This is a genomic window from Bacillus paranthracis, assembly GCF_024296885.1.
Classification (GTDB): Bacteria; Bacillota; Bacilli; order Bacillales; family Bacillaceae_G; genus Bacillus_A; species Bacillus_A paranthracis.
Genome location: NZ_CP101135.1, coordinates 4,288,707 through 4,313,888 on the forward strand (window position 1 = coordinate 4,288,707; position 25,182 = coordinate 4,313,888).

A 25,182-nucleotide genomic window follows, 5' to 3' on the forward strand; every position below is an offset into this window, starting at 1 on the left:
CTTCACGCCACATCGATCTTGTCGATTTTACGAAATGATAGATAACTAATGAAAATTCCTAATAAACAGAGCACGATTGGGATAGCTATAAAATCAAACATACTTACTTGACCGTTTCCAGCACCAACGTTACCACTAATCAGCATACCAATTATTACTGCCGAAGTAATCGTTGTCGGTGTCGATTTCTTTCTCATTCCAAAAAATAAAGGAATTAAACTTATACCAGATATCATAAATGCACTTATAATAGTACCTGGAACGATAGCTATTATTTCGCCTATCGTAGCAGGTGTTTCAATCAGTCCCATCATTGGACTCACAAAATATACGAGCAAGCTAATAATGAAAGTCGCGATAATCGTGCTCACAAAACAAAAACAGAAAACAATTGTTAATTTCGCACTCATTAGCATTTTCCTTTGCAGCGGATACATAAATGATAGTTGTATCGTTTTGTTCTTATACTCATCAATTACTAAACGTGATAAAATGACCGAACTAAAAATAATGAATGTTACCCTAATAAAAATATTTACTAAAGCCATGTTCTGTGTGAAGTCAGAGAAGAGCACGTCTTCCTCGGCTTTCATTCCCACTGCCATAAGGCTTACTACAGCGAAAATTGCTATAATACAAATTGCTACACTTTTAAAGTAACTAGATAATTGATGTTTCTTCCATTCGAGCTTCATTAATTTAAACATACAAACCACGCCTCCATTCTTTATATAACTGTCTCTACACTGCTAACATTCTAATTCCAGCAGTAACGAAGCTTAACATTCCTATCACTAGTAGAATTAACAACCATTTCCGCTCTGGTTTCCTATAATATAAAATCCCGCTTATGAACATTACGACCAATCCACTTACTAGATTCACTAACAATCCATTAAGCATGAATGCCCTCTCCATCCATTACATTTAAGAAATATTCCTCTAAGGAACTATGTTTCTTATTAATACTTTCAATTTCCACATCGTTCATAATAAGCGCTTTTGAAATGGCTTGCTGAGACACTTCTGTATCATACACACGAATCATATTTCCACTCATTATTTTATAATTTTTTATGCCAAGTTTATCTTCTAAAATATAAGCTGCACGCTTCACATCAGGAACAGTGATTTCAATGTACTCTGTTTGTTTTCCGTTAATACTCTTCATTGAAACTTCTTTTATTAGTTTTCCATTTTGAATTACACCAATTGTATCCGCCATTAGCTCCATCTCACCTAAAATATGACTAGAGACTAATAATGTAATGCCATATTCTTTGCAGAGCATTTTAAATAAGTCTCTTAATTCTTTAATACCAATTGGATCTAAACCGTTAATTGGTTCATCTAAAATGAGTAATTCTGGCTTTGTTACGATTGCCCTTGCAATACCGAGTCGTTGTTTCATTCCTAATGAAAAATCTTTTACTTTTTTATTATCTATGCCTTGCAGCTTCACTAAATGTAAAGCATGGTCAATTGCGTTTTTATCGTAATAGCCCATATATTCACAATGTAATTCTAAGTTTTCTTTCGCCGTTAATTTATCATAAAAGATTGGATATTCAATAATTGTCCCCATTCTTTTTAATACTTCATAAGATGTATCTGTTAATTTCTCACCGAAGATTTCAATATCACCACTCGTCGGTTTTATTAAATTTGTAATCATTTTCATAATCGTTGTTTTACCAGCACCATTCGGTCCTAAGAAACCATATATTTCTCCTTTTTTTACATGCATGTTAACACTAGAAATAACTTCTTTCCCTTTAAACACTTTCGTTAACTGATTTGTTTTTAAAATATAGGTCATGTCACTTTCCCCTTTCGCACTACTTTATATTTCTATAATAGACAACGGAAATCTCTTTTTTCTTACCCGTTTCTTACAAATTCCTTACGCTGCAAAAAAGCTTGTAGAATCTACTTCTCTACAAGCTAAAACTGCATCTTCTTTAATGCAACTGTAAAAATTGTTTTTTCATACGGCTTACTAGAAAGATGAATTTTTCCATCCATCGCTTCCACCAGTCTTTTCGTAATCGTTAACCCTAAACCGCTCCCTTGGTACAATCTATTTCTTGAATCTTCAAGTGTGTACATACGCTCGAACACTTTATCAATATGCGATTCATCAATTCCTTTTCCTGTATCCCATACGTCTATATACACATTCGTTTCATCATCTCTTAACGTCATACCAAGTGTCTTTCCATCGTCTCCATATGTAATCGCATTTGATATTAAATTGTTCAATACCCTGCCTAATACTTCTACATTTCCAAGTGCATATATATTTCTTTCTGGTATATCAATATGAACATGAAAACCTTTCGACGTCACTAAATCATAAAAAGATAAAATCTTCTCTCGACAAACTTCATTCATATTTACTTTTGTCATCTCGATTGCCTTGTCACCAGATTCTAACTTTGCTAGATCAAAAAACTTATGAATTAGTTCCATTACTTCTAGTGTTTTCACATGTACCTTTTCAAGTAAGATTTGTTGTTCTTCTTTATTTATCGTTTTATCCTTATTTAACATTTCTGTATATCCAAGAATAACTGTTAGTGGCGTCTTCAAATCATGTGAAATATTTGAAAGCATTTTTCTCATCGAAATTTCTACTTTTGCATGATCTGCATTCGTTTTCTGTTTTGCATCTAATAATTGATTAATTGCCACTAACAATTTTTGCAATTCTAGATCATCTGTCATAACAAGTAACTTCTCACCTGTTTTTTCATTAACAATACTTTCTAACTTTTCATATGTGTATCGCAAATTTTTGTTACTATTTTTCCTCATTTTATATTGCATATAAATAACACATAACAATATAAAAATAATACCTATTAACAAATTGACCATATTACATCACTTCCAACTTATAACCGATACCCCATAACGTTTTAATATATTCTGGATTAGATGGATCACTTTCGATTTTCTCACGCAATCTTCTCATATGAACATTAATAACGTTATCATCACCGTAATACTCTTCGTTCCAAATTAGTGTATATATTTGTGCTTTCGTAAATACACGATTTTGATTCTTTACAAACAGTTTTAAAATCTCAAATTCTTTTAAAGTAAGTTTGAGAGGCTTCCCGTTTTTTTCCACAGTAAAATTAATTGGATCAATCGTTAAATCACCAATTTGAATCATCTTTTCTGTTGTTTCTGTAGCTGAATATTTCGTAGATCTCCGAATTCCTGCTTTTACACGCGCGGCTAATTCAATCATAGAAAATGGCTTACAAATGTAATCATCTGCTCCAAGTCCTAATCCGACAGCTTTATCAACATCTGTATCTTTTGCCGACATCATTAAAATCGGAACGGCACTTTTTTCTCGAATGATGCGTACAACCTCTAAGCCATCTAACTTTGGCATCATAATGTCGAGGATAATCAAATCAAATGAACCTTTTAAATATGTGTTCACGCCCTCTTCTCCATCAGACGCGATTGTAACTTGAAAGCCCTCTTTTATTAAATACTTTTCCACCATCTCTTGAATTGAGAGATCATCTTCAACTAATAATATATGATGTGACATATGTCTATCCCCTTTTTACAAACGTTAACAATTCAATTGTATCGTAACTACTACAGACTTGAAACAAATATATGAATTTTCAAACCAACTTCCCTTCCTTCCTTAACAATGATATGATGAAATTCACTACGATTGTTCATAATTAACTTTATATAAAGGAGACTTATCATGTCAGAAAACAAAAAAGTAAGCTTAGCTGATTTAATGCGCGAACAACTTGCAAAGAAAAAGCAAGGTAACGGTAATGGTCAAAATGCCAAAAACCAAAGCCAAGAAACAAAAAAATTACAAAACCAACAAACGAAAAAGACAAACAACCAACGTAGACGTACAGGTGTATAAATGAACGGACAAAAACGTTCTAATATCGCACCCGGCCTTGAAGTTGATATTGTATTAAAACAAGATCAACGAACTGGCAAATTAACACGTGGAATTGTAAAAGATATTTTAACGAACTCCCCTTCTCATCCGCATGGCATTAAAGTGCGATTGCAGGACGGGCAAGTCGGTAGAGTACAAAATATCGTTCAATAAGAAAAGGAGCTCAAGTAAACTCGAGCTCCTTTTTCTTTATTATCCTTTAATTTTCTCGATGAAAACTACTTTTAAATAGTCTCCTTCTTTAAATTGATCGATTGTACGGAAATCTTCTGGTAAAGAGTGTTCTTCTAATATTTTATATTTACCATTCATTTCTTTAAAGGCTGTATCAATAAAGCCTTTAAACTTTTTCATATCGAATGCACTACAATTTGTAGAAGCAACGATAATACCGTTATTTTCTGTAATGGCAATTGTTTCTTTTAATAAGTTTTTATAATCTTTCGCTGCACTAAATGTATATTTTTTTGAACGCGCAAAGCTTGGAGGGTCAAGTACGACCATATCAAATTTCATTTTTTTCTTCGCTGCATATTTGAAGTAAAGAAATACATCTTCTACAATGATATCTTGCGCTTCATAATCAACTTCATTTACACTAAACTGCTCAATCGTTTTACTTAAACTACGATTTGCAAGGTCGACACTCGTCGTTTTGCTTGCTCCACCAAGCGCTGCAAATACAGAGAAGGCACCTGTATAAGAGAACATATTTAATACTGTTCTTCCCTTCGCATATTTATCACGAATTTGTTTTCGCACGTTACGCTGATCTAAAAATACCCCAACCATCGCTCCGTCATTTAAATAAACAGCGAAATTCACACCATTCTCTTTTACGATAAGCGGGAACTCACCGCGCTCTCCTGCTACGAAATCATCGCCTTCAATATATTTCCCTTTCGTATCAAAGCGCTTCTTCTCATAAATACCTTTAAAATTTGCTACTTTTTGAAGAGCTGCTATAATCTCATCTCTGAAAGTATAAATCCCTTCGCTATACCAACTAACTACATAATAGCCATCATAATAATCGATGATTAAGCCTCCAAGCCCATCACCTTCACCGTTTAGAGCGCGGAATGCTGTCGTATCACTTGATTTATAAAATTGCTTTCGTTTATGTAAGGCAGATTTTATTTTACTTTCAAAGAAAGATTGATTAATTTGTTCACTCTCTTTTCTCGTTAAAATCCAGCCGTATCCTTTATTTTGTTTTCCATAATAACCTTTTCCGACAAAATGGTTCTTCTCATCTACCACTTTAATGATTGTTCCTTCTTCCTGAACATCATTTAAATTTTGAATCGCATCTTTTAAAATAAGCGGATATCCACTTTTAATTTCTTTTATAAATTTCGGTTTTATTTTTACAGTTACTTCTGATCGCATATAAAAACTTCCTTTCCATTTGCATGCTTTCTCTATAGGAAGCACTTAAAAAACGAGACTGAAAAACAGCCTCGTTTCACTATACCATATTATTGCTTTGCTAGTACAACTAGCTCATCCCCTGGCATAACAGCTATATATTTATACAATGTTGAAAAAGTAAGACTACCATCTCTATGGCGAATAAATAGTATTAAATCCTCTGAATCGATTTCTTCTTTATTAATCTTTTGTTCTTCTACAACTTGTATCGTTTTAAACGTATAACCATCTTCAATTTTTCTATTTAATTCTTCATAAATTTCATTTTGACCAAACAGTAAATGAGCTTTTTTCGAAAGGGAAATGCGTTCTTGTTCAATCTTTTCCACATCATGGATTGGAAGTAAAAATGTATTATGATGTCCAAACTGCGGTACGTATGTATTTGCGACTAATACATTATAAGAATCCGTATCTGTAACTGCAATTAAGTATTCGTACTGATTCATATCAACTTCAAATTGTAATTGTTCAGAAAGTACTTGGCCATTATATGTATTAAGCCCTTTCACCTTTGCACATTGCAAATGCTCTTCTGATACATCTACAATTAAGCTCGGAATACCCATCTCTTTACAGTGCAATGCAAAAGCAGATGAGAATGTACTCGCACCTGAAATTAAAATTCCTGGTGGCTCCGTATTCGCCAATCCCAATCTTTTCGCTAAAAATCCAATTGAAAATCCATGAGCACAAACGGTCGTAATAACGAGTGCAAATGTAAGTGCCGTTAATATAGAAGCATCTTTATAACCTTCTTGTAATAACTCCGTCGCAAAGTAACTTGAAACCGTTAATGCAACAATACCTCGCGGCGCAATCCAGCCAACTAGCGCCCGTTCTGCTTTTGTTAACTCTGTGCCGATTGTCGATATCCAAATCGATAAAGGGCGTACAACAAATAGCATCATAAGTACGAAGCTTATAATAGGCCAGCTGAAAATCTCCATAATCGTTGTTCTTGGAAGGGATGCTGTTAATATGATAAAAACAGTCGACGTTAGTAGCACAGAAATATTTTCGTTAAAATGACGAATATCACCGATAGAAGAAATATATTTTTTCATCCGCGCAAGCGTAATCCCCATTACTGTCACAGCTAGCATACCTGTTTCATGCATCACTTCATCCGCAATGCCAAAACATAACAGTACCGTAACTAGCAAAATTGGGGCTTTTAAATATTCTGGTACTTTTCCCTTTAAAATCATATAGCTCATAAAAATACTAAATACATAACCGAGTACCATTGCAAATAATGAACCTGCAAAGAAGTACAGCAACGTATGTAATTGTACATTTTCTTTCGTTAAGAAATTTACAATTTGAAAGGCGAATACAGCAAGCAAAGCGCCAAATGGATCAACGATAATCCCTTCCCATTTTAAAATTGCAGCTGTTCTTGGTTTTAATCGCGCTTGGCGTAACAACGGAATAATTACCGTTGGACCTGTCACAATAAAAAGTCCTCCAATAATAAATGCAACCGCCCAATCTAATCCAGCGACGTAATGAGCTGCAAGCGAGCCAGCAATCCACGCGATAAACGCACCAAACGTAACGATACGAAATACTGGTTTTGATAGCCCCCTCAGTTCACGTATATCTAAACTTAAACTACCCTCAAACAATATAATCGCAACAGAGAGTGATACGAGTGGACTAAAAACATCCCCAAGCACCTCTTTTGGATTAATAATACCGAAAACCGGACCAATTAATAATCCAGCAACTGCCATAACAACAATCGCAGGAAGCTGGAAGCGCCATGCAGTCCATTGTGAAGCAATACCTAATGTAATAATAATAACGATACTAAGTAAAAGTGATTCAACCATAATGCCCTCCTTGTTCATAGTATTGCGACAGCAAAGTATAAACCATACTTTACTTCTATATATTTTCGATTGATTCTATTTGCATAATATATAACTAAGTTAAATATATAGTCAACAGGAGGATATTATACTACATAAAGTGAAACTTTAATCAGCCCGCCCTCCACCTAACTTCTTCGCTTTCGCTAAATTTTGAGGTGGGGGTCTTACTGCCCAACAAATAGCGGGATTAAAAATATTATCATAATTTAAGATTACCATTGACAATGATAATGATTTTCATTATCATTTAATGTATATGAATTCTCGAAAATAAAGGCTACAACTTATAGGAGGAATAAACATGATTATTGTTACAAATACAGCTAAAATTACAAAGGGAAATGGACATAAATTAATTGATCGTTTTAATAAAGTAGGTCAAGTCGAAACAATGCCAGGATTTTTAGGATTAGAAGTTCTTCTAACGCAAAATACAGTTGATTATGACGAGGTAACAATTAGCACGCGCTGGAATGCAAAAGAAGATTTCCAAGGTTGGACAAAGAGCCCAGCATTTAAAGCTGCTCACTCCCATCAAGGCGGAATGCCAGATTATATTCTTGATAATAAAATCTCTTACTATGATGTAAAAGTTGTACGTATGCCAATGGCTGCAGCACAGTAAAAACTGTTTTTTAAAGTATAGAATATGAGAAGCGTTACCACTTCTCATATTCTATACTTTTTTATTTACTGTCTTTTTACTAGTTTCGCATGTACGACTAATCTTCCTGCTTCTGGATCAAGTGCATAGTCACATGTAGAAAGTGTTATAATTTCATCATTAGCCGTCAATTTCGTATCCGTTTTGTAAAGGGATTTATCTTGAATTTGCTTTAAGAACGCTGTATACGCTGCATCGCTTTCAAAATCCGTTTCAATGTAATAAAAGTCCGTCGTTGTCGTATATACTGAAAAAACTTCAACGTCGTATCCTTCAAATAATGTATCGTAATACAATTTACGATGGGACATGAAGAAATCTTCATCCAACATCTTTTTTAAACTTCCAAACATAGAACCGTCCTTCATACGATGACCATATAAAATAGTATTTCGGTTTTGAGATTTCACATCATTACGATAATCCATAAAAATACTTCCCGCTCTCATATCCTCGCCTTTATAATTACGAAATAAATAGTAATCATTATCCTTCGCTTGAACGATTGGATAATTGATTTGTGTATCATCCATCGTAATCCATCCCACTATTTCTGGATTAATTTTTTGGAGAGCTTGAAACTGTTTACGTACTTCCCCATCTCCTGATTTTTCTTCCATTGGACTTCTCTTATAAATATGTTGCGCTTCAGCCATTACTTTACGATTTTCATAATAATCCATGAAAATCCCACCCAATTCATACATTGAATAGAAAAAGATTCCTAAAAATACAATTGTAAGTATTCGTTGAAAAAAAGAATTCTTTTTCCGTTCTTTCTTACTATTCAAATTATCACCTCAAAACGGATTATGCCCAGCCTTTAAATTCCCATTGGTACCATGTATAACCCTGTATCTTCGTCTTGTTTTACAACGACATCTACACCATATATTGCTTTAACCATTTCTTCTGTTATTACCTCATTAGGATTACCTTTCGTAACAATTTCCCCATCTTTCATAACGATAATATGATCACTATAGCGAATTGCCTGATTAATATCGTGTAATACCATAACGATCGTCAATCCATGTACTTCATTTAACTCTTTTACTAGCTCTAATATTTCAAGTTGATAATAAATATCTAAATAGGTCGTCGGTTCATCTAAAAAGAGCATTGGTGTTTTCTGAGCTAACGTCATAGCAATCCAAACACGTTGTCTTTCTCCACCAGATAAAGCATGAATCTCTTTATCACGTTTGCTTAGCAAATTCGTACATGCTAAAGCCCTTTCGATTGCTTCTCTATCTTCATCGGTTTGCGCGGAAAAAATATTTTTATGGGGCATACGACCAAAGCTTATTAGTTTTTCCACTGTAATATCTGCTGGCGCCTCATTTTGTTGATGGACAACAGCTAACTTTCTAGCAAACTCTTTCGGTTTATACTCACTAATCGTTTTTCCATCAAGTATTACTTCCCCACTATTAGGAGCATGATTTCTAGACATAACACCAAGTAATGTTGATTTTCCGCAACCATTCGGACCAATGATTGTTGTAATTTTCCTAATCTCTATTTCACTACTAACAGACTTTAAACGATTTGTTACATTATCGTATGAAAAGGTTACATTTTTAATTTCCATGAACTTTATCACTCTTTCTAAGCAAGAATATTAAGAATGGGCCACCAATAACTGCCATAATCGTCGCCGCTGGAATTTCGTTAGGTGGTACAATTAACCTTCCAATCGTATCCGCCGTCAAAATTAATAACGCTCCTGCAAGAGCAGAAAATGGAATTAATACTTTATGATCTGAACCGACTAATTGCCTTGAAATGTGCGGAACAAGTAATCCTACAAAAGCAATAACACCTGCAATCGCTGTTGATACTGCAGCTAAGAGTACTGCAATAGCAGAAATAATAAGACGAACTCTCGTCACGTGCAAACCTAAGTTTTTCGCAGTCTTATCTTGTAGCGATAATAAATTACACCAAGCTCCTACAAACAGTGCAAGAATAAGACCAATTGTTCCATACGTAACCATTATTTCTACATCGCTCCACGTCTTCATCGTTATATTAGAAGTCGTCGTTTGCTTAATACTCTTAATGAAATATCCACAAATCGTAATGAAAGATTCATTTAATCCAGTAAACATCGCATTAATAGCTATACCAACTAAAATAATACGAAGTGGACTTAACCCTGACTTCCATGAAAAGGCATAAACGAGATAACACGCAAACGCACCACCTAAAAAGGCGAATACTGGTGTCCAGAAAAAGAATTGCGGGAATAACGTAATAATAACAAGTGTCATAAAACTTGCTCCTGAAGATATACCGATCACTCCAGCATCAGCGAGTGGATTTTTCATTACAGCTTGAAAAAGCACACCAGAAACAGCAAGAGCTGCCCCAGTGAACAGTGCAATAATAATGCGCGGGAAACGTAAATCTTTAATGACCTCAACATCTTCATTTGCCCCTGTAAATATCCCTTGTAAAAGGTCAACGATACCAACCTCTAAACTTCCTTTCATCGCTGACAATGACGTCATAACAATAAGCAATACAGTAACAATGAAGAAACTCCAAGTTTTTTTATTCATTTCACTCTTCCTTTATATGAAAATGCATCACGGATACATCATTTTCTTCAATTCATCTAAAGCTTCGATTGCTGCTAAATTTCCTGTCGTTCCAAATAAACGCTCTTCTAAATCGTAAACACGATTATTTTTAACTGCAGCGAAGTGTTTCCAAATATCATTTGTTTTAAATTCTTTATCAAACATTTTTACAACTTCATCAGGCATACCATGAGCTGCTCGTAAAATAATATCCGGATCAGCTTTCTTTAAATACTCTGTATTAGAAGCTAAATATTCTACTTGTTCACCTTGTACAATATTTTTACCACCTAGTTGTTTCACTAAATCACCAATATAGGAATGCTCTGTAGCTACTAAATAACTTCCCGGCACCCCTAATAAAATAAGAACTGTCGGCTCTTTCTTTCCTTTTACTTCTTTTTGAATGCTAGTAACCTTTTTATCTAACTTTGTTACAACTGCTTCAGCTTGTTTCTCACGCCCATATTGCTTACCTAAATTACTAATGGAATTTTGCATATTTTTCAAACTAGTTAAGTCTACAAAGTTTGCTTTCATGCCCACGCCATCAAAAACCGGCTTTAATTCATATTCAAGTGTTGTCACAGATAACACTTCTGATGGCTTTAATGATTTTACTTTTTCCATATCTGGACTCATTGGATTCCCGACTTCAGGTAAACCTTTATATCGCTTCGGTAAGGTTTTAGAACTAGTTGGAACACCAACTAGTTCTACTTCTAACGCATCCATAATTTCAGTAACAGCGACTGTCGTTGCAACAATTCGCTCTTTACTTTCACTCTTTACTTGCTTCGCGGTTTCTTTTTTAGGTGATGAGCACCCAGCTATACTCATTAACAGAATGATAACCATTAGTACACTTGCAATTTTCTTCACTCTCAATCACCACTCCTTTCAAAACAATATGAAACAAGTCTTGATGCACGCGAACATGCATCAAGACTCCAAAAATTACAATCTACCTGCTCTATATTTACGAACTAGTAAAGCAAGTGAACCTAGCAGTAACACCATGTATAAACCAAGTTGTGCTGTATCTGCAGTTTTTGAGTTTTTCTCTTTTTTCGAATCATTATTTGTAGCTTCGTTTTTCTTTTTACCATCTGCATTTCGGTTAAAATCAGGAGTTCCTACTGTTTTTACATTATCTACTTTTGGTGTAGTTACTGGTTTTTTCGGTTCATTCTTTGGCTCTTCTTTTACCGTTCCTACAGCGCCAATCTTCGTCGTATCAAATTGAATTTGTACGTCGTAGAAATGATGGTAATTCATTGAATCGATATCTACTTTTACTTTTGCATTTAATTTTGCAAATAAATCATTAGCTTCAAATTCTACGACTCTTGTATTGGCAGCCTTATCTTCACTTACTACTTTTGCATCTGCAAATCCACCATTATTTTCTGTTTGGAATTTCGTAATCCAGTCACTATTTTTCAGTGTCATTGCAACATACTTCTTGCCATCTTTCACTGTTAATCTTGCTGGACTTACAACATATTGATTCATCATTGAAATTTCTTCTGTCTTATCTTTTAACACTTTAAAGGCAATATCGTACTGACCATCTTTTAAATTTTTCGGATCAACTGTTGGGTTTTCATTTAGATTATTCGTTCCATCTTGGTTGTTACTTCCACCTTGGTTGTCGTTTCCGCCTTGGTTGTCGCTTCCGACTTGATTACCATTACCATCTTGGTTAGTATCTCCACCTTGGTTACCTAAAGCTTTAATACTTCCTTTATCGAATGCAAATTGAATATCATAGAAATGATGATAATTCATTGCATCGATATCTACCTTCACTTTTGCATTTAACTTTTTCGATAAATCATCTACTTCCACTTCTACTACTCTTGTATCTTTCTCTTTATTTGTACCTAATACTTGCGCATCGACGAACGCACCATTCTTTTCAAACTCAAACTTCGTAATCCATGAGCTATTTGTTAATGTGAAGGATACATATTTCTTTCCATCTTTCACTTTTAATACACCTGGATTCTTCGTATATGTGTTCATCATTGAAATTTCTTCTGTTTTATCTTTTAACACTTTAAAACCGATACTGTATTCACCGTCTTTAAGAGCGTTTGGATCAATTGCTGTGTTATCGTCTTGGCTGTCGTTTCCGCCTTGGTCGTTATTTCCACCTTGGTTGTCATTTCCACCTTGATGGTCATTTCCACCTTGGTTGTCGTTTCCATCTTGGTTGTCATTTTCACCTTGGTTGTCATTTCCACCTTGGTTGTTGTTTCCACCTTGGTTGTTGTTTCCACCTTGGTTGTCATTTTCGCCTTGGTTGTCTAACGGTTGAATACTATCATTATCAAATGCAAATTGAATGTCATAGAAATGGTGATAATTCATTGAATCAATATCTACTTTCACCTTTGCATTTAGTTTCTTAGATAAATCAGCTACTTCCACTTCTACTACACGTGTATCAGCTTTCTTATCTTCACTTAATACACTTGCATCAACAAATGAATTATTCTTTTCAAATTCAAACTTTGTAATCCACGAGCTATTCGTTAATGTGAAGGATACATATTTCTTTCCATCTTTCACTTTTAATACACCTGGACTCTTCGTGTACGTATTCATCATTGAAATTTCTTCTGTTTTATCTTTCAATACTTTAAAACCAATATTGTATTCACCATCTTTAATGGTATCTCCGCCTGATTGTTTATCTCCGTCTGGTTGTTTGCCTCCGTCTGGTTGTTTACCTCCGTCTGGTTGTTTACCTCCGTCTGGTTGTTTACCTCCGTCTGGTTGTTTACCTCCGTCTGGTTGTTTGTCTCCGTCTGGTTGTTTATCTCCGTCTGGTTGTTTGCCTCCGTCTGGTTGTTTGTCTCCGTCTGGTTGTTTGTCTTCACTTTTAATAGCTTCCAATTTGTCTTGTTCAAATACAAGTTGTACGTCATGCGTTTGTTTATAATTTCTTGATGCCATCTCAATAAATACTTTTGTATTAAGTTTTTTCGATAAATCAGTTACTTCAAACTCTACTACTCTTGTATCTTTTTCTTTATCTTCACTCACTACTTTTGCATCAACAAATGCACCATCTTTTTCCGTTTGGAAATTTTTAATTAATGAGCTACTTTTTAACGTTACAACCGCTTTTTTCTTACTATTTTCTACTTTCAATACTCCTGGATTTTCCATGTAACTATTCATTTTAGATTCTTCATCTGTTTGATCTTTTAACACTTTGAAAGGAATGCTGTACGCACCATCTTCAATTGTGTTAGAATTTGGTTGTTGATCTGGGTCAGGCTTTTGGTCGGGCTTCTGACCTGGATCCGTAGTTTCATTTGGATCTGGCTTATTAGCTGGGTCCTCTTTTTCATCTGGTTTTTCTACATGAATTGGTGTAATGCTATTTTGATCAAATGCAATACGAACATCATATTTATGATGATAGTTCAGAAAATCAATATCTACTTTTACTTTCGCTTTTAATATCTTCTCTACATCTTCCACATCGAATTCTACTACTCTTGTATCTTTTTCTTTATCTTCACTAATTACATTTGTCTCAACAAGTTGACCTGCTTTGTCTGTTTCAAATTTCGTAATCCATGAACTATTTTTTAATGTAAAGGACACTTTCTTTTTCCCATCCTTCACTTTTAAAGTTCCTGGACTTACAGAGTATTCATTCATCATGGATACTTCATCCGATGCGTCTTTAAGAACTTTAAAACCGATTGAGTATTCACCGTCAGCTAATTGAGTAGCTGCTTGAACTGCAAGTGGTTGTAGTGTTGATACGAATGTAAATATCATTAAAAACATAGCAACAACAATCTTAAGATACCTGTTCAATGAAATAACGCTCCTTTTTATTTATTTACTAAACTTCACGTTACGAATTAAGAAAACACCTGAAATAAGAATTAACACCGCAAATAATCCGATACGTGCTTCATCGCCTGTTTTAGGATTATCTGTTTTTTCAGCTTTACCATTTTCATTTTTTGTATCTTTATTTGTTTCTTTGTTCGCTTCTTTTGTTGTTTCTTTATTCTCTACTTTTGTTTTCTCTTCTTTGACTTGTGTACCTGTTTTCGTTTGATCATTGTTTTTTGTTGTAGCAGCCGCGCCGTTATCTCCACCTACAGCTTTTACATTTGCATCAAAAGCAAAACGAATTGTGTAGTGGTGGTCATAGTTTGCACTTGGTACGACAACATGAATTTTTACTCCTAATGGTTTTGATAAATCATCAATTTTAAATTCAACCGTTCTTTTATCAGCAGCCTCGTCCTTGCTAACTACTTTTGCATCAACAAAATTCCCGTTTTCAGGTGCTTTAAATTCTGTAATCCAAGCACTATGATTCATCGGGATTTGCACTCTCATCTCACCATTTTTCACAATTAGCTTAGCTGGTTTTTCAAAATAATCATTTGCCATTGAAGCTGAATCATTTTCCGCTTTTTGAATGACATAGTTAATATCATACGTACCGTCAGCTAGTTGTGCTGCAACTTTCCCATATGGCATGACAAGAAAAGCTAGCATACATACGAACGTTATAATAAAAGCGGGTAATACAGAAATCTTTCTCATTTGGCTTACTTCCTCCTTGTTTATCTTTCATCCATACTTTTTTGAAAATGATAATTATTCTCATTATATTAGAAAAAAATAATAATCTTCTATCCTTATTTAATTGTAATTTGTTTATGTAATACAGATATTATTGATTATCATTCTCAATTCATGTTAAAAATAATATCCCTCTCTATTCTTTATAAAGAGCGATTCTTATTTTAACATAAGTCTCTATTTATTTTATTGATTATCATTCTCAATGAATCTCAAAAAAATAAAACTATCCATCTTCCTACTTGATCACCTCTATCTACAAAAATAATATTGTTATAGAAAACCTTATACCTTTCACTCCTCACTTTCCTTCCAATATTTCCACAACTAAGTCAATCTTAGCCTACTCATAATTTTTTTGTCAACTATATTACGTATAAAACTTTAAATATCTGAATTTCCTTATATGTGGCTTTTTCTACAAAAAAAGAGGCTTTCTTTCATAGAAAGCCTCTTTTCTCTATTTTTCTACAGCAACTTCTTGCTTTTGAAACAATGAAATGACATATCCAATTACAATACCTACTAGAGCAGGAACGAACCAACCAATCCCAACACTATATAATGGAATTTTATTTAAAATTGGTGTTAATGCTGTAATCTCAAGATTTGCATTGTGTAATCCATCAAAGAAGCTAATCATGAATGCTCCTACAATACCACCTACATACATTACTAAAGGAAGACGAATATAGTTTTCAACCAGTGATAATATAATTAGCACGATACCAATTGGGTAAATTGCGATTAAGATTGGTAATGCTAATGCATTTAACTGAGTTAAACCAAGATTCGCTACCATAAATGCTAATACACAGAAAATGAAAACAACTTTTTGATAAGAAAGCTTCGGTAATAAAGAAGAGAAATATTCTCCGCAAGCTGCGACAATCCCTACTGAAGTTGTTAAACATGCTGCTGAAATTGCGATTCCTAATAATAAAGTTCCGTAACTACCGAATAAATGATTTACAACGTTTGTTAAAATAATTCCGCCGTTTGCTCCCATTCCAAGAGAGACACTAGAAGCTCCGAGATAAGCAAGCGCTAAGTAAACGAGTAGTAAACCAAGTGCTGCAATAAATCCTGCAAAAATTGTTACTTTTGCAATGCTATTTTTATTTGTAATACCTTTTTCTTTTAACGCATGAATTACAACATTTCCGAATACAAGTGCTGCAAGTCCATCTAAAGTTAAATATCCGTCAATAAAACCTTTAAATAGCGGAGCACTATATGCTTCTGTTGGTGCACCAAATTCACCCATTGGTGTAATAAGTGCTTTCACTATAATAATTGCAATAACAGCTAATAAAATCGGAGTTAATACTTTACCGATGCGGCCCACTAATTTTGATGGGTTTAAAGCTAAATAAAAAGTTACAGCAAAGAAAATAAATGTAAAGATAACAAGTGGATACGATTGACCAGCTATCTCACTTGGTAAGAACGGTGCAACACTCATTTCATAAGCAACTGTTCCTGTACGCGGCACACTTACGAATACGCCTAAACATAAATAAATTGCAGTAATAAAAACTAGTGCGAATATAGGGTGTACACGCCCTGCTAGCTCATTAATATCTCCCTTTAAAGCTATAACGATAACTCCTAATAAAGGCAATCCAACGCCTGTTACGACAAAACCAAATAGCGCGATCCATACATCTGTTCCAGCGCCTTGTCCTAATGCTGGTGGAAAAATCATATTACCCGCACCGAAAAATAGTGCAAATAACATTAAACTTATTGCAAACATCTCAGAAAACTTTAAAGATGATTTCATTTCTACTAACCTCCTACATAATTATAAATTAACAAAATATTCTGAATTAAAATCCGTCACATATCCTCTTTCAAGCATACTTCCCCGTAAAAGAACGCAAAAAACACCCGTCCCTAACAAAGGGACGAGTGTTGAAATCGTGGTTCCACCCTTATTCTAATAAAATGAATTTATAGCGAAATAAGCTCATTTTATAGCTCGTGTAAATTGATAACGGTTTTATCCGCCAAGAATTACAATGCATCATGTATGCAGTTCACTCTTGAAGTTTAGAGGTGGTAAGCTTGTCTTTTCGTATTAGGAAGCTCACAGCCTAAGGCTTCCCTCTCTGAGAATCGTAAAAAACAACTCATGTCCTCATCATTACTTTTATAAAATATCTTGTCGAAACTTGTTGTTTTTTATTATATGGGCTATTTTTTAAAAAATCAATAGTTTTATTTTTTCTGACAAAAAAATATAGGGAGAAAATTTCCCCTCCCTATAACTGCCCTATTAAAATTTCTAACTCTTCAGCTGTAACGCTCCGCCACTTTCCAACTTCAAGCTCATTTAGCTCTATATTCATAATGCGTACTCGCTTTAACTTTGTTACAGTAAACCCGAAAACACGGCTCATTCTACGAATTTGTCTGTTCATTCCTTGCGTTAAAACGATGCGAAATGTAGACTGGTCCACTCTCGTCACTTTACATGGCTTCGTCATTCCATCTTTAATCTTTACACCGCTGGACATCTCATCAATAAACCAGTCCGTAAAAGGTTTATCGACTGTGACAACATACTCCTTCTCGTGCTCATGATCACCATGTAAAATTTGATTCGCAATGCCGCCATCATTCGTTAATAAGATAAGTCCTTCTGACGCTTTATCTAATCGCCCAACTGGAAAGATTCGCTCTGGGTAATTGATATAATCAATAATATTATCTTCAATATGATCGGCTGCTGTACAAGTAATTCCGACTGGTTTATGAAATGCGATATACACTTTTTCTTTCTCTTCTTTTACAATAACTTGCCCATCAATCGTTACCCTATCACCATCGCTTACGAGTGCACCGTGCGTACATATTTCGCCGTTAATAGCCACGCGTCCAGCTTTAATAAGGCGATCTGTTTCCCGTCTTGAACAGGATTTTGCTTCGCTTATGTATTGGTTGATTTTCATGTTTTATTCCTTTTCACATATATTAAAAGCGTCAATCTATGGCAATATCATTATGCCACGATTGACGCTCGTTTACTTCGCAAAAACAACTAAATAAATAACCCCAATCACCAAAAATATTCCGCAACAAGCTAACAATACTTTTGCAAGTTTGTCCATAAACATATAATGGTTTCCCCTTTGTTTCGTTGTTTTCTATTTTAATTCGACAACTGTTACGCCTAGGCCTCCCTCGCCCATGTCACCGTAACGGAATGTTTTCACACCGCGGTGCTTCTTCAAGTAATCTTGAACACCTTGGCGAAGTGCTCCTGTTCCTTTACCGTGAATGATTGATACGCGAGGATAGCTTGCAAGCTGGGCATCGTCTAAATATTTCTCGACGCGCGCCATTGCATTTTCAAATCGTTCACCACGAAGGTCAAGTTCTAGCGAAACATGATAGTCTCTACCCTTTACTGTTGCAACTGCTTTTTTCTCTGTTTGTTTCGGTGTATTAATGTATTCCATATTAGATTCTTTTACTTTCATCTTCAGAATACCGATTTGTACGCTCCACTCTGTATCGCTTACTTTTTCGAGTAATTGACCTTTTTGACCGAACGTTAATACTTTTACTTCATCACCTGCACGTAACTGTTGTTTCGGCGCAGTGTTTTTCACATTTACTTTTTGTTTTTTCACAAGCTCTGGTGCTGCGCCTTCTAGACGGCTCTTCGCTTCAATTAGCTCGTGATCTTTTACATTTGCAAGTTGGGCTTTACGCAATTGACGAAGTTCTTGAATAATGCCTTCTGCTTCTTTCTTTGCAGCTTCGACTTTTTCTTCCCCTTCTTTTTGCGCTTTTAACAATCGTTCATCACGCTCTTCGTTAAATTCAATAATTTGACGTTGTAATTCACGATGCAGTTTTTCAGATTGCTTACGAAGTGCTTCTGCTTCGTTCCAGTCACGCTCTGCATTCTTTTGACTTTCTTCTAACTTCGCAATCATATTTTCAATTTTGTTTGTATCTGTACTAATGTGATTGCGTGCTTGCTCAATGACGCGATCAGATAATCCAAGACGTTTCGAAATTTCAAAGGCATTACTACGCCCTGGTACACCGATTAATAATTTATACGTTGGGCTTAATGTATTTACATCAAACTCAACGCTCGCATTAATAACTTGCTCACGATTATATCCGTATGCTTTTAATTCTGGGTAATGCGTTGTAGCAACAACGCGAGCACCGCGGTTACATACTTCATCTAAAATTGAAATGGCTAGTGCAGCCCCTTCTTGCGGGTCTGTTCCAGCACCTAATTCATCAAATAAAACTAAGCTTTCAAAATCAGCTTTTTCTAAAATATCAACAATGTTCACCATATGTGAGGAGAACGTACTTAAACTTTGTTCAATCGATTGCTCATCACCGATATCAGCAAAGATATTTTTGAATACACAAATCTCTGACTCATCCATTACTGGAATATGAAGGCCAGATTGCGCCATTAATACACAAATACCAACTGTTTTCAGCGTAACTGTTTTACCACCTGTATTCGGTCCTGTAATAACAATTGTCGTGAAATCTTTACCTAGCATAATGTTATTTGGCACAATAATTTCTGGATCGATTAGCGGATGACGAGCTTGTTTTAAATCCATGTAACGCTCGTTATTTACGATTGGTTTCGTTGCTTTAATTCGCTTCGCATAGAAAGCTTTCGCAAAAATGAAGTCAAGATTTGCAACTACTTCTACGTTTGATAAAACGATATCGGCTTCTACTGCCACTTCTTCTGTTAACATTAATAAGATGCGTTCGATTTCTTGTTTTTCTTTCACACGTGCTTCTTGGAGCGCGTTATTTAACTCTACAATGACTTGCGGTTCAATAAATAACGTTTGTCCCGAAGCTGATTGATCATGAACAATACCGCCATATACGCCGCGGTATTCTTGTTTTACTGGGATTACGTAACGTTCATTACGAATCGTTACAATTGAGTCAGACAGCATCTTTTGCGCGTTTGAAGAACGCGTCATATTTTCTAACTTTTCACGAATACGGCTTTCCGCAGTACGAATTTGAGTACGAATACCACGTAGTTTATCACTTGCGCTATCGACTACTTCACCACCATCACCGATACAATTTGTGATTTTCTTTTCTAAATCATATAAAGATACAATTTGAGCGACATGAGTTGCTAAAATGGGAAGCTCGACACCATTATCAACCATATCTTCAATGAAACGTTTCATATTGCGACTACCATACATCGTATTCGCAATATCAAGTAGTTCATTTGGACTTAACATACTTCCAATCTTTGCACGCTTCACATTGGAGCGAATATCCGTAATACCACCTAATGGCGCACTACCTTTTAAACGAATGACTTTCGCTGCTTCATCCGTTGTATCTTGCATCTCTACAATTTCTTCAAAATCAGTGCTCGGCACTAAGTTCTTCACTTTGTCACGACCAAGTGAAGATGCTGTATGTTCAAGTAATTGTTCTTTTACTTTATTATATTCTAATACACGCAACGTTCTTTCTAACATGTTGCAGGTCCCCCTTGTGTTACTTATTACGTTTAATATAGTCTAATAAACGTTCAATATCCCACGTGTTAATCACGTTATCTTTTTGAATCCAACCTTTACGTGCTGCCGCTACACCTGTTTCCATATCTTCTAACATTTCAAGTGTATGAGCATCCGTATTAATCGCTACTTTTACACCGGCATCTTGTGCTTGTTTTAATAATTTTGCGCTTAAATCTAGACGGTTTGGATTCGCATTTAATTCTAAAACTGTATTTGTTTCTTTTGCGAGTTCGATTAATAAGTCTGTATCTACATCATAACCCTCACGGCGTCCAAGAAGACGTCCTGTCGGATGAGCAATCATTGTGACATGCTTATTCTCTAGCGCAGCACGAAGACGTTTCATAATCGTTTCACGGTCTTGTGAGAAGCTAGAGTGAATTGCTCCAATGACATAATCTAATTCAGCTAATACTTCATCATCAAAATCAAGCGAGGCATCCGGTAAAATATCCATTTCAATTCCACGTAAAATTGTAATGTCTGGATACTTTTCATTCATACGTTCAATTTCTTTCGCTTGTTCACGAAGGCGCTCTTTCGTTAAACCGTTCGCCACTTTCAAGTATTGTGAGTGATCCGTAATTGCCATAAACTTATATCCACGAGCACGGCACGCTTGTACCATCTCTTCAATTGAAAAGGCACCGTCACTCCATGTTGTATGCATATGTAAATCACCTTGTATGTCAGAGAACTGAATTAAGTTAGGATACTCTTTAATTAATTCAATTTCTTTTCCATCTTCACGCACTTCTGGCGGGATAAATGGAAGACCGAAATGAGCAAAGAATTCTTCTTCCGTCTCAAATGTTTTCACTTCACCTGTTTCCAAGTTCTCTACACCGTACTCACTAATTTTCTCGCCTTTATCTTTTGCGATTTGACGCATTTTTACGTTATGGTCTTTGGATCCTGTGAAATGGTGAAGAGTTGTAATAAACTCTTCTGGTTTTACTAAGCGAAAATCAATTGAAATATCATATTCATATTGAAGACGAACAGAAACTTTCGTATCCCCGCTCGCGATTACTTCAATCATATTATCAAATTGTAGTAAATGCTCACGTACTGCAGCTGGTTCTGTCGTTGCAATAATAAAGTCTAAATCTTTTACTGTTTCACGAACACGGCGCAAACTACCAGCGCGAGAGAAACGAATTACCTCAGCAATATTCGACAATTTCTCCTCTATTTCCCCGGCAATAGGCAATACCATCGCGATTGGTAAACGCTCTGGACGAGATCCTACTTGATCGATTGCTTCTAATATTTTCTCTTCTGTTTTTTTGCCGAAACCAGCTAAAGCTTGTACTTTATTTTCCTCACAAACCGCTTTTAGCGATTCCATATCAACAACACCAAGTTCTTTATATAACTTAGCTACCTTTTTACCACCAAGGCCTGGCAATTTTAATAACGGTAATAAGCTACTTGGCACTTCTTGTTCAAGCTCTTGTAATACTTCAGATGTTCCCGACTCTATATATTCTTGAATAACTGCCGCTGTTCCTTTTCCAATGCCCGGAATCTTCGTGAAATCTTCAATCTCAGAAAGACTACGATCATCACTTTCTAATGCTGCTGCCGCTTTACGAAATGCAGATATTTTAAATGGATTCGCGCCCTTTAGTTCCATAAAAAGCCCGATTGTCTCTAATAATTTGATAACTTGTTTTTTATTTACTTTCATCATTACCCCGCCTTTCTTTCATAGAAAAAACTTCTCTTTCCGAAAAAAGAGAAGTTATACTCTGCTACCTGTCTGCCATAGTTCCTTCACCTTTTCAGAGAGAATCGGTGTATCGTCTACAATTATTTTGCTAATTGATGATTGTTGTAATGGTGTTTGTAATTGTTCAATCGGAAGAATGTTTCCAATGATAATTAAGACAAACAAAATAATATATACTTCTAAAAATCCGAGGAGTGCCCCCGCAAACGCATTTACTTGCTTTAAAACCGGTATTTCTGCAAACATATTTAACAAATTACCAAGTAATGAAAGTGCAATTTTTGTAATAATAAACAATATGATAAACGCAAGCGCTTGATAAAATACTGTCTCAATATTATTTGCATCAATCCATTCTGGAACAGATACGTTTTTATCAAATGGATACGGAATAAATTTCGCAAGTGCTGGCGCTAAATCTTTACAGTACCAGTATGCAACAAGGTATGCGATAATAAAGCTTGTTAACTTTACAAGTTGCAGAATAAACCCTCTGCGTAAGCCGAGGAAAAATCCCATAACAAGCAGTAAAATGATAATAATATCAATCATGTTATTCCATTCCTTTTTTTGTCATACTTTCTTTCAATTTCTCATGTTCTTCTTTTAATTTTATGTAATCGTGTATGACGTTTACCGCCGTCAATACCGCTAGTCTACTCGTGTCAAGCGAAGGATTCTTGGCATTGAGTTCGCGCATTTTATCATCCACAATCGCTGCTACCATGCGGATATGACTTGTACTTTCATCGCCAACAACTGAATATTGCTGACCATAGATTTCTACATTAATTCGACTTTTCTTTCCCTTTTGTTGTGACAACTCACCGGCCTCCAATCACGTACAGAATCCTAAAGTTTATCATACCATGAACCTTCATAATATGGAAACAGAAAGAACAATCCGATATGATAAAAATAACAATATAAAAAAAGGGTGACCATTATGTCAAATTCTATCGTAATTCAAACAAATTCTACAGTAATTGAAGACATGAAACAACAATATAAACATTCGCTTAGCCCGAAAACTCCACAAGGCGGAATCTTCATGGCAAAAGTGCCATCTTGCACAATCACAGCGTATAAATCTGGAAAAGTAATGTTCCAAGGTGGACGTGCTGAAGCAGAAGCTTCTCGTTGGCAAACTGTCTCTCAAACACCGAAAACAGCTGTAAAAAGATCTGTTGATTCACACCGTTATGCACCGCCTGCTTCCATCGGTACAATGTCGATCGTAGGGTCAGATGAAGTGGGGACTGGTGATTTCTTCGGACCGATGACAGTCGTTGCTGTATATGTGGATGCGAAGCAAATTCCACTACTAAAAGAACTTGGTGTAAAAGACTCTAAAAACTTAAATGACGAACAAATTACTGCCATTGCAAAACAACTTCTACACGTTGTTCCTTACAGCTCTCTCGTTCTTCATAACGAAAAATATAACGAGCTATTTGATAAAGGAAACAACCAAGGTAAACTAAAAGCTTTGCTACATAATAAAGCTATTACAAACTTATTAGCTAAAATGGCACCTATAAAACCTGAAGGCGTCTTAATCGACCAATTCACACAGCCTGATACATACTACAAATATTTAGCAAAACAAAAACAGGTACAACGTGAAAATGTTTACTTCGCAACGAAAGGCGAAAGCGTCCATTTAGCAGTAGCCGCCGCCTCCATTTTAGCTCGTTACTCATTCGTAAAACAATTTAACGAACTAAGCAAAAAAGCTGGTATGCCCCTTCCAAAAGGTGCAGGTAAACAAGTTGATATCGCCGCCGCTAAATTAATTCAAAAGCTTGGTAAAGAACGATTACCTGAGTTTGTGAAACTGCATTTTGCTAATACGGAAAAGGCGTTTCGCTTACTAAAATAGTATCGACAAAAACAGGAGCCTACAAACTCCTGTTTTTTGTTTTACCCTACTATTATCCTTATAGTTTTGTTATAATTATAATATACAGATTATTCTAACATAGGAGGGGATCCCTATTGCTACTTCTACAAATGATTCTAAATATTTTACTAGGTAATCCACACGAAAGACAGTTCGAAATTAGGGAAAACATTCAGCTGCTAAGTGAACAACGAGCGTTCAACGATTTAATAGAGCGCTATGGCCGATCTTTCTTATTAAACTTTCGGATTCGAAGATTTATCGGGAAACACGATGCCCGCTTGTTAATACATAATCCAGCAAAACTACAACACTTCTGTGAGGAACTTGAATGTATGATTAGAAAAAGGCGGTCTTTCATATGAACGCTGTAAAAGTTAAAAAGGTACTTTATGCATCCGTACACATCGTAGGTCCTCTTTCTTATCTCACTATTTCTACCATTTGGGGCGCTTTTTTCACTACTAAATCTACATTTGAAAATATATCTGATAATCTTGGCGTGATGGCCATCTATTACGTGTTCATGAGTTTACTGTGGTTTTTCTATTTCGATCGATTAGACAAAGATGTAGATACTATTACAAAAGAGATTCATGATAAAAAGATGTAACACATAAAAAGGAGAGTCGCCAAGACTCTCCTTTTTATGTTAGCTTTGTTTCTGCTTCTTATTAGATGAAGGTACTTTATGAGAACCTGTTTCATGTGTCGTCGTTCCTTGTCCTTCTACTTCTGGAGAACCGAGGCCCGATCTTGAATGATCTTTTTTCACTTTTTTACTCATTTATATTCACCCCTTCGCGTTACTTTTTGCTACGAGGCAGTAAACT

26 protein-coding genes and 1 other annotated feature are annotated in these 25,182 nt (G+C 35.4%); of the genes, 6 read left to right on the forward strand and 20 right to left on the reverse strand.

Annotated features, from left to right (window positions below; genetic code table 11):
- Positions 1 to 2: 2 nt before the first annotated feature.
- The 5 genes from NLJ82_RS22180 to NLJ82_RS22200 all read right to left on the reverse strand — a co-directional run bounded on the left by NLJ82_RS22180 (position 3) and on the right by NLJ82_RS22200 (position 3,574).
- Positions 3 to 707: an ABC transporter permease gene (locus NLJ82_RS22180; protein ID WP_000475554.1), complete on the reverse strand. Its 705-nt coding sequence runs from the start codon at positions 705 to 707 to the stop codon at positions 3 to 5.
- Between the two features lie 34 nt (positions 708 to 741).
- Positions 742 to 903, reverse strand: a complete 162-nt coding sequence (locus NLJ82_RS22185; RefSeq protein ID WP_000931776.1) for a hypothetical protein — start codon at positions 901 to 903, stop codon at positions 742 to 744.
- Positions 896 to 1,819 carry an ABC transporter ATP-binding protein gene (locus NLJ82_RS22190; RefSeq protein ID WP_000221085.1) on the reverse strand — a complete coding sequence of 308 codons (924 nt, stop codon included), beginning with the start codon at positions 1,817 to 1,819 and terminating at the stop codon, positions 896 to 898. The genes NLJ82_RS22185 and NLJ82_RS22190 overlap by 8 nt, the downstream gene beginning before the upstream one ends.
- Before the next feature lie 125 nt (positions 1,820 to 1,944).
- Positions 1,945 to 2,880, reverse strand: coding sequence for a HAMP domain-containing histidine kinase (locus NLJ82_RS22195; protein ID WP_000247671.1), 936 nt, complete (start codon positions 2,878 to 2,880; stop codon positions 1,945 to 1,947).
- 1 nt (position 2,881) lies between these two features.
- On the reverse strand, positions 2,882 to 3,574 hold the full coding sequence (locus tag NLJ82_RS22200; protein ID WP_000018056.1) for a response regulator transcription factor: 693 nt from the start codon (positions 3,572 to 3,574) through the stop codon (positions 2,882 to 2,884).
- Positions 3,575 to 3,742: 168 nt separating this feature from the next.
- Here NLJ82_RS22200 and NLJ82_RS22205 point away from each other — a divergent pair, with 168 nt between their 5' ends.
- Both NLJ82_RS22205 and NLJ82_RS22210 read left to right on the forward strand, forming a co-directional pair.
- The gene (locus tag NLJ82_RS22205; RefSeq protein WP_001293578.1) at positions 3,743 to 3,916 is read left to right on the forward strand and encodes a hypothetical protein; all 174 of its coding nucleotides are present in this window, start codon (positions 3,743 to 3,745) and stop codon (positions 3,914 to 3,916) included.
- Positions 3,917 to 4,111: a YwbE family protein gene (locus tag NLJ82_RS22210; RefSeq protein WP_001014310.1), complete on the forward strand. Its 195-nt coding sequence runs from the start codon at positions 3,917 to 3,919 to the stop codon at positions 4,109 to 4,111.
- Between the two features lie 39 nt (positions 4,112 to 4,150).
- Here the strand turns inward: NLJ82_RS22210 and NLJ82_RS22215 are convergent, their stop codons facing one another.
- Together NLJ82_RS22215 and NLJ82_RS22220 are read right to left on the reverse strand one after the other, a co-directional pair.
- The gene (locus tag NLJ82_RS22215; protein WP_001255958.1) at positions 4,151 to 5,350 is read right to left on the reverse strand and encodes a class I SAM-dependent rRNA methyltransferase; all 1,200 of its coding nucleotides are present in this window, start codon (positions 5,348 to 5,350) and stop codon (positions 4,151 to 4,153) included.
- An 89-nt stretch (positions 5,351 to 5,439) separates the two neighbouring features.
- Positions 5,440 to 7,230, reverse strand: coding sequence for a cation:proton antiporter (locus NLJ82_RS22220; protein ID WP_000230342.1), 1,791 nt, complete (start codon positions 7,228 to 7,230; stop codon positions 5,440 to 5,442).
- 343 nt (positions 7,231 to 7,573) lie between these two features.
- On the opposite strand from NLJ82_RS22220, the gene isdG reads away from it, so the two are divergent.
- Positions 7,574 to 7,897: a heme oxygenase gene (isdG, locus tag NLJ82_RS22225; protein WP_000587815.1), complete on the forward strand. Its 324-nt coding sequence runs from the start codon at positions 7,574 to 7,576 to the stop codon at positions 7,895 to 7,897.
- Between the two features lie 65 nt (positions 7,898 to 7,962).
- On the opposite strand, the gene srtB is transcribed toward isdG, so the two are convergent.
- From srtB to zapA, 12 genes are all read right to left on the reverse strand, one after another.
- Entirely contained in the window at positions 7,963 to 8,727 is a 765-nt protein-coding gene (srtB, locus tag NLJ82_RS22230) for a class B sortase (RefSeq protein ID WP_001086115.1), read from the reverse strand.
- Between the two features lie 32 nt (positions 8,728 to 8,759).
- On the reverse strand, positions 8,760 to 9,530 hold the full coding sequence (locus NLJ82_RS22235; RefSeq protein WP_000403769.1) for an ABC transporter ATP-binding protein: 771 nt from the start codon (positions 9,528 to 9,530) through the stop codon (positions 8,760 to 8,762).
- Entirely contained in the window at positions 9,520 to 10,503 is a 984-nt protein-coding gene (locus NLJ82_RS22240) for a FecCD family ABC transporter permease (protein ID WP_001036818.1), read from the reverse strand. The genes NLJ82_RS22235 and NLJ82_RS22240 overlap by 11 nt, the downstream gene beginning before the upstream one ends.
- A 27-nt stretch (positions 10,504 to 10,530) precedes the next feature.
- Positions 10,531 to 11,412, reverse strand: coding sequence for a heme ABC transporter substrate-binding protein IsdE (gene isdE / locus NLJ82_RS22245; protein WP_041185190.1), 882 nt, complete (start codon positions 11,410 to 11,412; stop codon positions 10,531 to 10,533).
- 69 nt (positions 11,413 to 11,481) lie between these two features.
- Positions 11,482 to 14,367 (reverse strand): NEAT domain-containing hemophore IsdX2, encoded by a 2,886-nt coding sequence (gene isdX2 / locus NLJ82_RS22250; protein ID WP_001083142.1) that lies wholly within the window; start codon positions 14,365 to 14,367, stop codon positions 11,482 to 11,484.
- A gap of 21 nt (positions 14,368 to 14,388) precedes the next feature.
- Entirely contained in the window at positions 14,389 to 15,114 is a 726-nt protein-coding gene (gene isdC, locus NLJ82_RS22255; protein WP_001226894.1) for a heme uptake protein IsdC, read from the reverse strand.
- Positions 15,115 to 15,613: 499 nt separating this feature from the next.
- Complete coding sequence (gene brnQ6 / locus NLJ82_RS22260) at positions 15,614 to 16,939, reverse strand: branched-chain amino acid transport system II carrier protein BrnQ6 (RefSeq protein ID WP_000842666.1); 1,326 nt, start codon at positions 16,937 to 16,939, stop codon at positions 15,614 to 15,616.
- Between the two features lie 117 nt (positions 16,940 to 17,056).
- Positions 17,057 to 17,312, reverse strand: a binding site (T-box leader).
- 108 nt (positions 17,313 to 17,420) lie between these two features.
- Positions 17,421 to 18,110: a 23S rRNA pseudouridine(2604) synthase RluF gene (locus NLJ82_RS22265; RefSeq protein WP_000700731.1), complete on the reverse strand. Its 690-nt coding sequence runs from the start codon at positions 18,108 to 18,110 to the stop codon at positions 17,421 to 17,423.
- A 195-nt stretch (positions 18,111 to 18,305) separates the two neighbouring features.
- Positions 18,306 to 20,666 (reverse strand): endonuclease MutS2, encoded by a 2,361-nt coding sequence (locus tag NLJ82_RS22270; RefSeq protein ID WP_000893744.1) that lies wholly within the window; start codon positions 20,664 to 20,666, stop codon positions 18,306 to 18,308.
- A gap of 19 nt (positions 20,667 to 20,685) precedes the next feature.
- Complete coding sequence (polX, locus tag NLJ82_RS22275; protein ID WP_000867555.1) at positions 20,686 to 22,404, reverse strand: DNA polymerase/3'-5' exonuclease PolX; 1,719 nt, start codon at positions 22,402 to 22,404, stop codon at positions 20,686 to 20,688.
- A 54-nt stretch (positions 22,405 to 22,458) separates the two neighbouring features.
- Positions 22,459 to 22,998 carry a CvpA family protein gene (locus NLJ82_RS22280; RefSeq protein WP_000565413.1) on the reverse strand — a complete coding sequence of 180 codons (540 nt, stop codon included), beginning with the start codon at positions 22,996 to 22,998 and terminating at the stop codon, positions 22,459 to 22,461.
- A 1-nt stretch (position 22,999) separates the two neighbouring features.
- A complete protein-coding gene (gene zapA / locus NLJ82_RS22285) occupies positions 23,000 to 23,269 on the reverse strand; it encodes a cell division protein ZapA (RefSeq protein WP_000082701.1) in 270 nt (89 codons plus the stop codon).
- Between the two features lie 123 nt (positions 23,270 to 23,392).
- Between zapA and rnhC the strand changes: the two genes are divergently transcribed.
- From rnhC to NLJ82_RS22300, 3 genes are all read left to right on the forward strand, one after another.
- On the forward strand, positions 23,393 to 24,328 hold the full coding sequence (rnhC, locus tag NLJ82_RS22290; RefSeq protein ID WP_000071600.1) for a ribonuclease HIII: 936 nt from the start codon (positions 23,393 to 23,395) through the stop codon (positions 24,326 to 24,328).
- A gap of 116 nt (positions 24,329 to 24,444) precedes the next feature.
- Positions 24,445 to 24,714, forward strand: a complete 270-nt coding sequence (locus NLJ82_RS22295; protein ID WP_000925558.1) for a hypothetical protein — start codon at positions 24,445 to 24,447, stop codon at positions 24,712 to 24,714.
- The gene (locus tag NLJ82_RS22300) at positions 24,711 to 24,962 is read left to right on the forward strand and encodes a hypothetical protein (protein WP_000994761.1); all 252 of its coding nucleotides are present in this window, start codon (positions 24,711 to 24,713) and stop codon (positions 24,960 to 24,962) included. Before NLJ82_RS22295 ends, NLJ82_RS22300 begins: the two co-directional genes overlap by 4 nt.
- 39 nt (positions 24,963 to 25,001) lie before the next feature.
- Here the strand turns inward: NLJ82_RS22300 and NLJ82_RS22305 are convergent, their stop codons facing one another.
- Positions 25,002 to 25,136: a YuzL family protein gene (locus tag NLJ82_RS22305; RefSeq protein WP_000039587.1), complete on the reverse strand. Its 135-nt coding sequence runs from the start codon at positions 25,134 to 25,136 to the stop codon at positions 25,002 to 25,004.
- Positions 25,137 to 25,182 lie beyond the last annotated feature (46 nt).